At 76.0% G+C, this 11,896-nt stretch carries 13 protein-coding genes and 1 pseudogene; 5 read left to right on the plus strand and 9 right to left on the minus strand.

The genetic code is table 11. The annotated features are described in order from the left end of the window. Positions 1-34 precede the first annotated feature (34 nt). On the minus strand, positions 35-649 hold the full coding sequence (locus ACOACO_RS14700; RefSeq protein WP_420297014.1) for a hypothetical protein: 615 nt from the start codon (positions 647-649) through the stop codon (positions 35-37). A 44-nt stretch (positions 650-693) separates the two neighbouring features. Here ACOACO_RS14700 and ACOACO_RS14705 point away from each other — a divergent pair, with 44 nt between their 5' ends. After that, positions 694-1,482, plus strand: a complete 789-nt coding sequence (locus ACOACO_RS14705; RefSeq protein ID WP_420297015.1) for an NUDIX hydrolase — start codon at positions 694-696, stop codon at positions 1,480-1,482. Between the two features lie 77 nt (positions 1,483-1,559). Here the strand turns inward: ACOACO_RS14705 and ACOACO_RS14710 are convergent. Further along, positions 1,560-2,255, minus strand: a pseudogene (locus ACOACO_RS14710) (EamA family transporter); the annotation flags it as partial. A gap of 152 nt (positions 2,256-2,407) precedes the next feature. Here ACOACO_RS14710 and ACOACO_RS14715 point away from each other — a divergent pair. Then, positions 2,408-3,310 (plus strand): LysR family transcriptional regulator, encoded by a 903-nt coding sequence (locus tag ACOACO_RS14715; RefSeq protein WP_420297016.1) that lies wholly within the window; start codon positions 2,408-2,410, stop codon positions 3,308-3,310. 10 nt (positions 3,311-3,320) lie between these two features. Here the strand turns inward: ACOACO_RS14715 and ACOACO_RS14720 are convergent, their stop codons facing one another. After that, complete coding sequence (locus ACOACO_RS14720) at positions 3,321-4,334, minus strand: co-chaperone YbbN (RefSeq protein ID WP_420297017.1); 1,014 nt, start codon at positions 4,332-4,334, stop codon at positions 3,321-3,323. A 127-nt stretch (positions 4,335-4,461) separates the two neighbouring features. Between ACOACO_RS14720 and ACOACO_RS14725 the strand changes: the two genes are divergently transcribed. Further along, a complete protein-coding gene (locus tag ACOACO_RS14725; protein WP_420297018.1) occupies positions 4,462-5,238 on the plus strand; it encodes a hypothetical protein in 777 nt (258 codons plus the stop codon). Positions 5,239-5,274: 36 nt separating this feature from the next. After that, on the plus strand, positions 5,275-6,378 hold the full coding sequence (locus ACOACO_RS14730) for a serine/threonine-protein kinase (protein ID WP_420297019.1): 1,104 nt from the start codon (positions 5,275-5,277) through the stop codon (positions 6,376-6,378). Here ACOACO_RS14730 and ACOACO_RS14735 read toward each other — a convergent pair. The 6 genes from ACOACO_RS14735 to ACOACO_RS14760 form a co-directional block, all read right to left on the minus strand. Further along, entirely contained in the window at positions 6,357-7,685 is a 1,329-nt protein-coding gene (locus ACOACO_RS14735; protein WP_420297020.1) for a hypothetical protein, read from the minus strand. The genes ACOACO_RS14730 and ACOACO_RS14735 overlap by 22 nt on opposite strands. Then, positions 7,685-8,173 carry a MarR family winged helix-turn-helix transcriptional regulator gene (locus tag ACOACO_RS14740; RefSeq protein WP_420297021.1) on the minus strand — a complete coding sequence of 163 codons (489 nt, stop codon included), beginning with the start codon at positions 8,171-8,173 and terminating at the stop codon, positions 7,685-7,687. Before ACOACO_RS14740 ends, ACOACO_RS14735 begins: the two co-directional genes overlap by 1 nt. A 1-nt stretch (position 8,174) precedes the next feature. Continuing rightward, the gene (locus ACOACO_RS14745; protein ID WP_420297022.1) at positions 8,175-8,699 is read right to left on the minus strand and encodes a PH domain-containing protein; all 525 of its coding nucleotides are present in this window, start codon (positions 8,697-8,699) and stop codon (positions 8,175-8,177) included. 18 nt (positions 8,700-8,717) lie between these two features. Continuing rightward, entirely contained in the window at positions 8,718-8,888 is a 171-nt protein-coding gene (locus tag ACOACO_RS14750; RefSeq protein WP_277501465.1) for a hypothetical protein, read from the minus strand. Between the two features lie 100 nt (positions 8,889-8,988). After that, positions 8,989-10,089, minus strand: coding sequence for a methylmalonyl Co-A mutase-associated GTPase MeaB (gene meaB / locus ACOACO_RS14755; RefSeq protein ID WP_420297023.1), 1,101 nt, complete (start codon positions 10,087-10,089; stop codon positions 8,989-8,991). Further along, a complete protein-coding gene (locus tag ACOACO_RS14760) occupies positions 10,086-11,273 on the minus strand; it encodes an acetyl-CoA C-acetyltransferase (RefSeq protein ID WP_420297024.1) in 1,188 nt (395 codons plus the stop codon). The genes meaB and ACOACO_RS14760 overlap by 4 nt, the downstream gene beginning before the upstream one ends. A gap of 160 nt (positions 11,274-11,433) precedes the next feature. On the opposite strand from ACOACO_RS14760, the gene mce reads away from it, so the two are divergent. Continuing rightward, the gene (gene mce, locus ACOACO_RS14765; protein WP_277501468.1) at positions 11,434-11,886 is read left to right on the plus strand and encodes a methylmalonyl-CoA epimerase; all 453 of its coding nucleotides are present in this window, start codon (positions 11,434-11,436) and stop codon (positions 11,884-11,886) included. Positions 11,887-11,896 lie beyond the last annotated feature (10 nt).

An 11,896-nucleotide genomic window follows, 5' to 3' on the forward strand; every position in this document is an offset into this window, starting at 1 on the left:
GGGCCCGGCGGGAGCTGCGGTTCGGGGTCCGGCGTCAGGCGCCGGCGGAGGAGAGCATCTCCTCGCAGGCCTCGGTGAAGGTGGCGACCTGCCCGCTCAGGTCCACCGCGGGCGTGGTCGTCCGGTCGAAGCCCGCGTGGAGGCGGCACAGCAGCGACTGCTCCCCGTCCACCGCGAGGACCTCGAGCTTGGCCAGCGGCGGCGCGGTCTCGTCGACCGGCGTGCAGGAGTGGCCGTGGTCGTAGCCCGCCACGGTGATCTCGGTGCACGTCTCCCCGGGCGACGGCTCGGTGAAGAACACGGTCGGCGGGTCGGACGGGTAGAGCTCGACGGCGAAGGACGTCAGGCCGCTCGCCTGGTCCACCCAGCCGCACGCGACGTACTGCGTCTCGTCGGAGTCGGGGTCGCCGAGCGTGAGCTGCTCGGGCGGCACCACCTCGTAGGGGCCGACGAGCTCCTCCAGGACCGCGGGCGGCTCGTCGCAGACCGAGTCCTCGAACGCGGCGTTGTCGGTGGCGCTCGACAGGGCGTCGGGCCGGCCCTCCCCGCCGTCGTCGGAGTCGCCGTCGTCGCCACCGGAGCAGGCGGTCGCGGAGAGGGTGAGGACCGCCGCGAGGACGGTCGTGCGGAGCAGGCGGGTCGTGGTCACGGCGCGAGAGCCTACGGGTCGCACCTGTCGGTAGGGTGAACGGCGTGAGTGACCACCGTGGCCCCGTGCACGTCGCGACGCTGTCGCCCGGGGTGGCCCACGTGACCTGGGGCTCCGAGGCGGTGACCGAGGGCTGGGCCGACGCCGTCGCCACCGTCCGCGCCGGGGTCGAGGAGGCGCTCGCCACCCACGCGCGCGTCGAGGCGCGCGTCCGCGCCGACGACGCCCTGGGCCAGCGGGTCGCCACGTGGTCGGGGATGCGCCGCGAGGGCGTCCTGCGCGGCCTGCCCCTGCCGGAGGGCCCGGTCGACCACGTGCTCTACGCCCGCCTCGCCACGGACGCCCCGACCGACCAGCCCGAGGGCTTCCGGGCGCTGCTCAACTCGTTCCTGCCCCGCAAGCGCGCGATCGGCCAGATGCTGGTGCGCGACGCGGCGGGGCGGGTGCTGCTGTGCCAGCTGACCTACAAGCGCGACTGGGACCTGCCCGGCGGGGTCGTGGAGGTCAACGAGTCGCCGCAGGTCGCCACGTCGCGCGAGGTGCTCGAGGAACTGGCGCTCGACATCCCGGCGGGCCGGCTGCTGCTGACGGACTGGCTGCCGCCGTGGAGCGGCTGGGACGACGCCGTGACGCTCGTGTTCGACGGCGGCGTGCACGACGCCGACGCGCTGGTCTCCCGGGTGGTGCGCCAGGAGAAGGAGATCCGCGGCCTGGCCTTCTGCACGCCCGCGGAGGTCGCGGAGCGCTGCGCCGACTTCACGGCGCGCCGGGTCGGGGCGGCGCTCGCCAACGTGGCGGGCGACGGGCCGGCGTACACCGAGTCCGGTCGCTGACGCCGCGGGGCCAGCGCGATCCCGGCCCCGGCGAGCAGCACGAGGCCCCCGAGCGCCTCGGCAGCGTTGGGCCGCTCCCCCAGCAGGGCCCACGCGGAGGTCATCGCCACCACGGGCACCAGCAGGATCCACGGCACCACCTGGGCGGCGGCGTACCGGCCGAGCAGCGAGTTGAAGATGCCGTAGCCCACCAGCGACGCCAGCCCCGCGGTGTAGAGGGTGGAGACCACCGCCTCCCACCCGAGACCGGCCAGGGCGTCGCCCACGACGCGGGGCCCGTCCAGCAGGAGGGCCAGGCCGAGCGCCGGGACCGGTACGACGAGCCCCGACCACACCGTGAGCCCCAGGCCGCCGGTGATCCCCGACGCGCGGGCCGCCACGTTGCCGAGCGCCCAGGACAGGGCGCCGCCGAGGCACAGCAGGAGGGCGAGGACCGGGGTCGTCGCCTCGCGCCCCACCGCCACCACGCCGAGACCGGCGCAGCCGAGCAGCACGCCGACGAGCTGACCGACCCCCGGCCGCTCCCCCAGCACGCCCGCGGCGATCACGATGGTCAGCAGCACCTGCGCCTGCAGCACCAGCGCCGCCAGCCCCGGCGGCATCCCGGCGTGCAGCGACGCGTAGAGGAGGCCGAACTGGCCGAGCGACATGAGCACCCCGATGAGGGCGACCGTGCGCCACGGCGCCGCCGGCGCCGGCACCAGGAACACGGCGGGCAGCGCGACCACGACGAAGCGCAGCGCGAGGAACACCAGCGGCGGCACGCCGGCCATGCCCCACTCGATGACGACGAAGTTCAGGCCCCACACGAGGGCGACGACGAGGGCGAGGAGGGTGTCACGGCGGCTCACGACGTCCAGCCTGCGCCCCGAGGACCATGAAGCACCAGCGACGGATCGACCGCGTGACCATGTAGCGTCGCTGCATGATCGATCTCGCCGCCCTCGCGTCGCTGCGCGCCGTGGACCACCACGGCTCGGTCGTCGCGGCGGCCGACGCCCTCGGCTACACCCCGAGCGCGGTCTCGCAGCAGGTGAAGCGCCTCGAGCGGCAGGCGGGCCTCGACCTCCTGGAGCGCGTCGGACGGGGCGTGGTGCTCACCCGCGCCGGCCGGCAGCTCGTGGCCGACGGGGCGGCCCTGCTCGCCGAGCTGGAGCGCATCGAGGCCGACCTGCACGCGGGGTCGGGGGCGGTGGTCGGCCGGCTGCGGGTCACGGCGTTCTCCACCGCGGTGCGCGGCCTCGTCGCGCCAGCGGCCCGGGCGCTGCTCGACGCCCACCCCGACCTGGTCCTCGCGCTGACCGAGGAGGAGCCGTGGGACGCCGTCGACCTGGTGTCCCGCGGCCAGGTGGACGTGGGCGTGGCCCACTCGTGGGGGGACGTGCCGCTCGCGGTGCCGGAGCACGTCGCCACCCGCGAGATCGGCCGCGACGCGGCCGACGTCGTGCTGCCGGCCGACCACCCGCTGGCGGGGCGGGGCAGCGTCACCGCCGCCGCGCTCGTCGGCGAGCCGTGGATCGCGACCCCGCCGGGCACGATCTGCCGCGAGTGGCTCGAGCGCATGCACGACGGCACCGGGGCCCGGCCCCGGATCGCCCACCAGTCCCGCGAGTTCGACTCCCACCTGGCCCTGGTCGCCGCCGGGCTGGGCATCGCGCTCGTCCCCCGGCTCGGCCGGGCGGCGCTCGGCCCCGGGCTCACCACCGTCGAGGTGAGCGACCCGGAGCCGACACGCACCGTGCTCGCGCTGCACCGGCGTACCCAGGGGTCGTCGCCGGCGGTCGCCGCCACCCTCGCCGCGCTCGACGCGGCGTGGGCGGCGCGCTGAGGGCCTTCGCTCAGAACAGGGCGGAGGCCAGCTGCTGGCGCGCCCGCGCGACCCGCGGGTCGGCGTTGCCGACCACGCCGAACAGCTCGACGAGGTGCTGGCGCACCCGCTCCTTGTCGTCGCCCGCCGTGCGGCGCACGACCTCGACGAGGCGGGCGAACGCGTCGTCGACGTGCCCACCGAGCACGTCGAGGTCGGCCACGAGGATCTGCGCGTCGACGTCGTCGGCCCGCTCGGCGGCCGCGGCGCGGGCGGCCTGGAGGTCGGCGGTCGCGGTGCGGCGCAGCAGCTTGGCCCGGGCCAGGCCGGTCGCCGCCTCGGCGTCGGCGGGGTTGGCGGCCAGCAGCTTCTCGTACTCGGCGACGGCGCGGTCGTTGTCGCCGGCCTCGAGCGCCTCCTGCGCGGGCAGGTAGCGGGGGTCGATCGGCGGCTCGCCGCCGTCCTCGTCGTCGGCGACGACCGCACCGGCCGCGCCGGGCAGGGGCTGGTGGCGCTGCGTGATGCCCTGGGCCGCGAGCTGCTGCACGACCTGGGTGAGCGCGGCGCGCAGCTCCTCGAGCGGCAGCACGTCCTGGAACAGCGGCATGGGCCGGCCGTCCAGCACGGCGACCACGAGCGGGATCGACGGGATCTGCATGGCCTGCGCGATCTGCGGCGTCGCGTCGATGTCGACCAGACCCACGAGGAAGCGGCCCTCGAACTCCGCCGACAGCGCCGCCACGTCGTCGGCGAGCTGGCCGCTCTCGGGCATCCGGGAACGCGAGAAGAAGACGAGGAGGACGGCTGCGGTGCGCGACGCCTCGAGCACGGTCTGGAAGCTCTGCTCGTCCACGAGCGTGGCGTACGGGGAGGGGCTGCCGGCGGGGCCACCCGCCGTACCCCCACCGGCCGCGCCACCGGCGGCACCGGGGGTTCCGGGGGCACCCGGTCCGCCGGGCGCGGCGCCGGGGGCGGGGGCGCCGGCGGGCCGCTTGAGCACCGACAGGTCGATGGCACCGGGACGGGAGAACGGTCGCTGCGTCATGCCCGTCATTGTGGCGGATCCGGCGGCACCGCGGGGTCCCGGGGCGCGCGCGGCCCCGGTGCCGTCGGCGGACCGTGCCATGATGGCCGCTCCTGGACGGACTTCTCTCGGGCATCCAAGGACTGACGTGAACTACCCCCGCTACGACTTCTCGGGCCACCGCGTCACCGTGGCCGGCGGCACGGCCGGCACGGGCCTGGCCGTGGCCCACGCGTTCGCCGACACCGGCGCCGAGGTGACCGTGACCGGCGCGCAGCACCTCACCGGCTTCTACGACGCCGACCTGACGCGCTTCCGCTACCGCCAGCTCGCCCTCGACCACCCCGAGGCGATCGCCGAGTTCGCCGCGCGCAGCGAGCGCACCGACGTGCTCGTGCTGGCGGCGGCTCCCGAGCTGCCCCGGCACCTCGGCGCCGCCGACCTCGAGTTCGTGGTCGAGGCGAGCCGCCTCGGCCTGGTCGGTCCGCTGCAGCTGGTGCGGCGGCTGCGCGACGCGCTCGCGGCCAGCGCGGCGCAGGGCGGCGGCGCGGTCGTGTGCACCCGGGCCACCACCGGGTGGTGGGCGCTGCAGCCCCCGGGCGACGCCGTCGACGCCGCCGACGTGGAGCGGGTCGCGGAGGCGGCGGACGCCGCCCTGGTCGCCGCGGTCGGCGCGCTGGCCGCCTCGGTGCGCCGCCACGGCGTCCGGGTGAACGCGTGCCTCACCTCGCCCCGGGTCGAGCAGGGGTACCACGTGCAGATCGGGCGCCGCGCCCCGCACACGTCGGGCACCCTGCTCACCCGGCCCCGGCGCGTGCGCGGCAGCCTCGGCGAGTCGACCCGCGCCGCGGTCGTCGACACCGTCCAGTTCCTCGCCAGCGCGGGCGCGGCCGGCATCACCGGGCAGACCCTGCGCGTGGGCTGATCCCCCGCGGCCGCCCCCACGCCCTAGGGTGGCCGGGTGGGTGAGGTCTTCGCGGGGCGCTACGAGCTGCTCGAGCCGATCGGCATGGGGGGCATGGGGGCGGTCTGGACCGTCCTGGACCGCACGGACGGGCGGGTCAAGGCGGCGAAGATCCTGCGCCAGTCCGACGCCGCGTCGTTGCTGCGCTTCGTGCGCGAGCAGTCGGTGCGCATCGCCCACGACCACGTCGTCACCCCGCAGTCGTGGGCCGGCATGGACGACCGCGTGCTCTTCACCATGCCGCTGGTCGCCGGCGGCTCCCTGGCCGACCTGCTCCGCGAGCGCGGGGCGCTCCCCCTCCCCTTCATCGGCACGCTCCTCGACCAGCTGCTCGCCGCCCTCGAGGCCGTGCACGCCGCCGGGGTCGTGCACCGCGACGTCAAGCCCGCGAACCTCCTGCTCGAGGCGACGGGCGCGGGTCGCCCCCACCTGCGCCTCACGGACTTCGGCGTGGCCGTCCCCGTCGACGAGCCCCGCCTGACCCGCGGCCCGATGGCCATCGGGTCCCCCGGCTACATGGCCCCCGAGCAGTGGCAGGGCGCCGACCCGGACCCCCGCCAAGACCTCTACGCCGTGGGCCGCGTGGGCCTGGAGATGCTGACCGGCCGGCGGCCCTCCGGTGAGCAGGGCGTGCTCGCCCACGCTCCGGAGCCGCCCGGCCCTGCGTCGGACCTGCGGGCGCTCCTGGAGCGGGCGGCGGCCACCGAGCCCCACGACCGGCCCGCCGGCGCCACGGCCCTGCGCGCCGAGCTGGCCGCGCTGCGCCTGGAGCACCTGCCCACGTCCGGACCCCCGGTGGTCGTGCCGCGGCGCCTGACGACGGCTCCGCCGCCCACCGACGCTCCCCCGCACCACGACCCCCGCGAGGGCCGCGCGCCCACGATCGCCGGGCCGACGGCGTGGACCGGGCACGAGGCGCCGACCCACGTCGGCGGCGTCGGCGGCGGCACGGCGCGGCTCGCCCCCGGCGCGCCCGCGCCGACGCGCGTCGACCGGCCGGTGGCCGCGACGCCGCGGCGGTCCGCCGTACCGGCCGTGGTGCTGCTGGTGCTGGGGCTGCTGGCCACGCTGGCCGGCGCCTACCTGCTGCTGACCGCCTGACCACGGCCCCGGCGGCGCAGCAGCACGGCGCCGCCGGCCAGGCTCCCCAGCCCGAGCGCGAGCAGCGCGCCGCCGGTGACGAGGCGCGCCACCGACGCGCCCGCGCCGTCCGGGGAGAGCAGGACCTCGTCGGCCCGCTGGTCCTCGCCGAGGAGGAACGCCGGCTCCGTGGCGTACGGCGGCCCCGCAGCGTCCGCCGGGCCCGTGACGGCGACGCGGAGCGTGACGTCGACGGGGTACGCCGTGGGCTCGCCGTCGTAGCCGGGGGCCGAGCCCACCAGCACGACGTGCTCGCCCGGCAGCGACGGGCCACCGGCCTCGTACCGCTGCAGGTAGCCCACGGCGGGCAGCGCCGCGCGCGCCGTGGTCACGTCCGAGCCGAGGACGGCGTCGGTGGTCGTGGCGCGCTGGGCCAGCATCGGGTCGAGGATCCGCACGCCGATGCCGGCACCCGCCCCGGCCTCCTCGAGGGCGTCCTCGTCCAGCCCGTCGACGACGGCCTCGACCGCCACCGACTGACCCCAGCCGAGACGCACCCGGTAGGCGGTCTGGCCGCCGACCCGGACGGTCCCGCGGTAGATGCCCGTCGTCAGCAGGGGCGCGGTCGTCACGTCGGTGGCGCCGTCCAGCTCGCGGGCCGCGCCGTCGACGTCCACGGGGCCGGTCTCGGGCTCCTCCTCGGGGGACGGGAGGTCGTCGGCATCGCTCAGCGGCGACTCCTCCACGACCCGCAGCCACAGGGGCGACGACGCCTCGACCACGGGGGCCGAGCGCTCGACGGTCACCCGCACCGACGTCGTCTCCGCGCAGGGCGCGGCGGAGGGGTCGTCCTCGCGCGGGTCACCGGGGCCGGCCGCGAGGCCGAGGGTGAGCAGCCCGATGCCGCCCCCCTCGTAGCGGACGATCGAGTCCGAGGCGCAGGAGTCGCCGTCGGGAGCGGTCACCTCGAGCCGGAAGCCGTCCTCCGCCCCGGGGGCGGAACCCGGGGTGGACGCGGCGACGTGCACGGTGCTGCCCTCGACCTGGCGGCGGTAGGAGAAGTAGAGCGTCTCGCCCGGCCCGTCGCTCGGTCCCAGCTCGGCGCGGCTCCAGCCGACGGGCAGCGCAGCGGGCGCGCCCGGGTCGTCGGCGTCCAGGCGCGGCACGTCGTCGGGCAGGGACAGCCGGGGCGGGGCGTCCTCGGCGGCGACGGCCGGGGCCGCGGCCCCCGTGCCGAGCACCGCGGCGGGCAGGAGCAGGGCGAGCGCCAGCGAGCGGGCAGTCCGGGCGCGACCGGACCGGGTGCGGTGGGTGCGGGACGACGTCATCAGAAGTCCCCCGCGTCACGACGGACGGGCGCCAGCAGCGCGGACACCGCGGCGTGCTGCTCGGCGTCGAGGGCGCCGAGCGCGAAGTCGGCGGCGACGAGGTCGGCGGTCGCCCGCTCGACCAGCTCGCGGCCCTGCGGGGTGATCTCCGCGAGCACCGCGCGGCCGTCGTCGGGGTGCGGGCGGCGCTCGACCAGCCCGGCGGCGGCGAGGCGGTTGACGATCGAGGTCACGGAGGTGGGGTGGACCTGCAGCCGCTCGCCCATCTTGCCCAGCGGCAGGGACCCGCGGGAGGAGAAGACGAGCAGCACCAGCGCCTCGTAGCGGGCGAAGGTCAGCCCGTGCGGCTTGAGCAGGGCGTCGAGGCGGGCGATGACCAGCTGCTGCACGCGCATGAGGGAGGTGACGGCGTGCATGACCGTGCCGCCCTCCCAGCGCAGCTCCCACTGCCGGCGGGCCTCGTCGATGGGGTCGAACGGGAGCGCCACGTCAGTTGACCTGGGGTCGACCGCGCACGCCCGAGCGCTGGACGACGCGTTGGATGGACAGGTCGCGCTGGTCGGGGCGTCCGACGTACCGGATCTCGCGCAGGCCCTGGGCCTGGGCGGCGGACTCGAAGACGAAGTGGCCGTAGCCGAGCACGCGCCCGACCAGCGGCTTCTTGACGGTGATGTCGAGGATCCGCGTCAGCGGGACGGTGGCGAGCTGCTGGGAGAACACGCCGTGCACCCGGTAGACGCGCATGTTGGTGACGACGAAGCGGTCCATGTGCACGACCAGCACCTTGTAGACGCCCCAGGCCGCGACGACCCCGGCCAGCAGGATGGGGAACCAGCCCCAGTCGAGCGGGAGGAACGGCACGCTCGCGAGCAGCGCGACGGCGAGGAGGCAGACCAGCACGGGCACCACGAACGACACCCAGTGGTGGCGCACCTCGTCGACGATGACCTCGCCCTCGTCGCGCAGCAGGTGCCGGGCGATGTCCGGGTCGGTGACCGCGGCGATCAGGCCCACGTCGACCTCACGCCGGGCTCAGGAGAGCTCGCCGACGAAGCGGATGACCGCGCGGAAGAACGACACGAGCAGGTCCCACGCCTCACCGCCGCCGTCGCGGGCCGTGGCCGCCAGGCCGCTGGGGTCGGTGAACATCCAGAAGCCGAGGAACACGACGACGAGGAGCAGCACCACCTTCTTCGCGCTCACGTCGTTCCTCCAAGCCTTGGACGTCGTTCCCGGACACAGACCGGCATGTTTCTACCAAGAGCCCCGCCCCGTTCGGCGCAGGCGCGCCCGGGCGGGCGGTTCACGCGTCGGCAGCCGTCGCGCCGACCCCGTCCGCGGAGCCCACCGGGTCGGTCGCGGCCAGCAGGGCGTCCGCGGCGCCGTACGGGTCGCGCCGGCCCGCCACGACGTCGTCGGCGAGGACGTCGAGGTCCGCACCCCCGGAGCCCGAGCCGCGGCCGGCGATCCCCGCCCAGGTACGGCGCAGGTGGGTCAGCGCGATGGCCTCCACCTCCTCCCGGGCCCGCCGACGGCGGCGCACGGCGAGCTGACCCGTCGTGGCGAGCCAGTCGCGGTGCTCCTCGAGCCGGTCGACGACCTCGGGCACGCCGTCGCCGCTCTGGGCGGTGGTGGCGAGGATGGGCGGACGCCACGCGTCGGCGGGGCGGTCGGCGAGGTTGAGCATGCCGCGCAGCTCGCGGCGCACCTGGTCGGCGCCCCCGCGGTCGGCCTTGTTGACGACGTACAGGTCCCCGACCTCGAGGATGCCGGCCTTGGCCGCCTGGATGCCGTCCCCCATCCCGGGCGCCAGGAGCACGACGGTGGTGTCGGCGAGGCCGGCGACCTCGACCTCGCTCTGCCCGACGCCGACGGTCTCGACCAGCACCACGTCGAAGCCGGCCGCGTCGAGCACCCGCAGGGCCTGCGGCGTGCTCCACGACAGCCCGCCGAGGTGGCCGCGGGAGGCCATCGAGCGGATGTAGACGCCCGTGTCCGTCGCGTGGTCGCCCATGCGGATGCGGTCCCCCAGCAGCGCCCCGCCCGAGAACGGCGAGGACGGGTCGACCGCCAGCACGCCGACGCGGCGCCCGCGGGCGCGCAGCTCTGTGACGAGCGCGTTCGTGGAGGTCGACTTGCCGACGCCGGGCGAGCCCGTCACGCCGACGACGTGGGCGCGGCCGGTGTGCGGCGCCAGCAGCGCCATCGCCTCGCGCAGGCGGGCGGCCCGGGTGTCCTCGCCGTCCGTGGGCGGCGCCCCGCCGGCGTCCTCCACGAGCGAGACCAGCCGGCCGACGGCGCGCGGGTCACCCCCGCGCGCCGCCTCGACCAGGTCGGGGACCGACGCCGTGCGGCGCCGGCCCCCGACCGGGGACGCGGCGGTGCGCGGGGGCGCCTCGCTCACGCGGGGACGCGGATGATCAGGGCGTCGCCCTGCCCACCGCCGCCGCACAGGGCGGCGGCGCCGGTGCCGCCACCGCGGCGCTTGAGCTCCAGCGCGAGGTGCAGCACGATGCGGGCGCCCGACATGCCGACCGGGTGGCCCAGCGCGATCGCGCCGCCGTTGACGTTCACCTTGTCCTCGGAGACGCCGAGCTTGCGGGCGCTGGCGATGCCGACGGCGGCGAAGGCCTCGTTCATCTCGAAGAGGTCGATGTCGGAGACCGAGATGCCCTCCTTCTCCACCGCCTTGAGGATCGCGTTGGCGGGCTGCTCCTGCAGGGTCGAGTCGGGGCCGGCGACCTGGCCCGACGCGCCGATCTCGGCGATCCAGCTCAGGCCCAGCTCCTCGGCCTTGGCCTTGCTCATCACCACGACGGCGGCGGCGCCGTCGGAGATCTGCGAGGCCGAGCCGGCCGTGACCGTGCCGTCCTTGCTGAAGGCCGGGCGCAGCTTGGCCAGGCTCTCGGGGGTGGTGTCCGCACGCACGCCCTCGTCGGTGGAGACGACGACCGGGTCGCCCTTCCGCTGCGGGATCTCCACGGGCACGATCTCGTCGTCGAACACGCCGTTCTTCTGCGCGGTGGCCGCGAGCTGGTGGCTGCGGGCCGCGAACGCGTCCTGCTCCTCGCGCGTCAGCTGCTCCGCGGCGCTGTTGCGGTCCTCGGTCAGCCCGCCCATCGGCTGGTGGGTGAACTGGTCGTAGAGCGCGTCGTACGCCATCGAGTCCACGAGCGGGGTGTCGCCGTACTTGAAGCCCTCGCGCGACTTCGGCAGCAGGTGCGGCGCCTGGGTCATCGACTCCATGCCGCCGGCCACGACGATCTCGTGCTCGCCGGCGCGGATGAGCTGGTCGGCCAGCGCGATGGCGTTGATGCCCGAGAGGCAGACCTTGTTGATGGTCAGCGCGGGCACGTCCATCGGGATGCCGCCCTTGACGGCAGCCTGGCGGGCCGCGATCTGGCCGGCACCGGCCTGGATCACCTGGCCCATGATCACGTACTCGACCTGCTCGCCCGAGACACCGGCCCGCTCGAGCGCGCCCTTGATGGCGACACCGCCCAGGTCCGCGCCGGTCAGCGACTTGAGGCCGCCGAGCAGGCGACCGATCGGGGTGCGGGCACCGGCGACGATGACGGAAGTGGTCATGGGACATGCCTCCAAGTTGGGGTTCGCTGCGTGAGAGAACGTGCCGCGCGGAGCGGTCGGAGGTCAAGGCTACCGACGGGTCACTTCCAGACCGGCCCCGATGTCGCCGTCGTCACACTCCCCGCGGGGCGGGCGGTGGGCCGTACGTACGATGCGCCCCATGTCCGCACCCCTGGAGATCCCCGCGCACCTGTTCACCGCCATCGACCACGTCGGCATCGCCGTGGCCGACCTCGACGAGGCCATCGCCTTCTACGAGGGCACCTTCGGGATGAGGGTCGCCCACCAGGAGACCAACGAGGAGCAGGGCGTCCGCGAGGCCATGGTCGCCGTGGGCGACTCGGGCTCCTTCATCCAGCTGCTCGCCCCGCTGACGCCCGAGTCGACGATCGCGAAGTTCCTCGACCGCTCCGGCCCCGGCCTGCAGCAGCTCGCCTACCGCGTCGTCGACGTCGAGCAGGTCTCCGCGATCCTGCGCGAGCGCGGCGTGCGCCTGCTGTACGACGCGCCCCGCCGCGGCACGTCGGACTCGCGGATCAACTTCGTGCACCCCAAGGACGCCGGCGGCGTGCTCGTCGAGCTGGTGCAGCCGGCGGCCGACGCGCACCACTGAGCCTCGGAGG

The sequence above is a fragment of the Nocardioides sp. CPCC 205120 genome (genome assembly GCF_048654585.1).
Classification (GTDB): Bacteria; Actinomycetota; Actinomycetes; order Propionibacteriales; family Nocardioidaceae; genus Nocardioides.